Annotated in this window: 1 protein-coding gene; it reads right to left on the bottom strand. The window is 65.6% G+C overall.

Translation table 11 applies throughout. The features are described from left to right. Positions 1-74: 74 nt before the first annotated feature. Positions 75-719: IS21-like element helper ATPase IstB (gene istB, locus ACH0BU_RS18155; RefSeq protein ID WP_500264490.1), on the bottom strand; the 645-nt coding region annotated here is incomplete at its 5' end.

The following is a 719-nucleotide window of genomic DNA, read 5'->3' as shown; positions in this document are numbered from 1 at the left end:
TGCGGCGTAGGGCGGGCGTAGCCCGACCGGAGGCGCAACCAGCGCGAAGCGTTCTCTGCCGGTGGTCCTGGGCGTCAGCTTCGATGTTTGAAGCGCCAGCTGTCGTTGCCGGTTTCGACGATGTCGCAATGGTGGGTAATACGGTCGAGCAGTGCGGTGGTCATCTTGGGGTCGCCAAAGACGGTCGGCCACTCGCCAAAGGCGAGGTTCGTGGTGACGATGACGGAGGTCTGCTCGTAGAGCTTGCTGACGAGGTGGAAGAGCATTTGACCGCCCGAGCGTGCAAACGGCAGGTAGCCAAGCTCGTCGAGCACCACGAGGTCGAGGCGCGAGAGCTGGGCCGCCAGCGTGCCGGCCTTGCCAAGGCGCGTTTCCTCCTCGAGTCGGTTCACCAGGTCCACTGTGTTGAAGTAGCGTCCGCGGGCGCCGGCTCGTACCACATTGGCGGTGATGGCGGTGGCGAGATGCGTCTTGCCGGTACCCGTTCCACCGACCAGCACGACGTTGCGTCGGCCCGGAAGAAACGAGCCGCTGTACAGCGAGCGCACCAGTCCCTCGTTGATGGGAGTGTCGCCGAAGACGAAGGCGTCGAGGTCCTTCACCGCGGGCAACCTGGCGGCCGACATCCGGTAACGGACCGAGGCTGCATGGCGGTGCGTCGCCTCGGCACGCAGCAGGTCGGTCAGGACCTCCATGGTCGTGCGCTTGCGCTGGAGACC

Source organism: Sphingomonas olei, from assembly GCF_045369765.1.
GTDB classification, from domain to species: Bacteria; Pseudomonadota; Alphaproteobacteria; order Sphingomonadales; family Sphingomonadaceae; genus Sphingomonas; species Sphingomonas panaciterrae.
The sequence above is the reverse complement of the archived record's forward strand: the minus strand, read 5'-3'. Positions and strand labels throughout refer to the sequence as shown.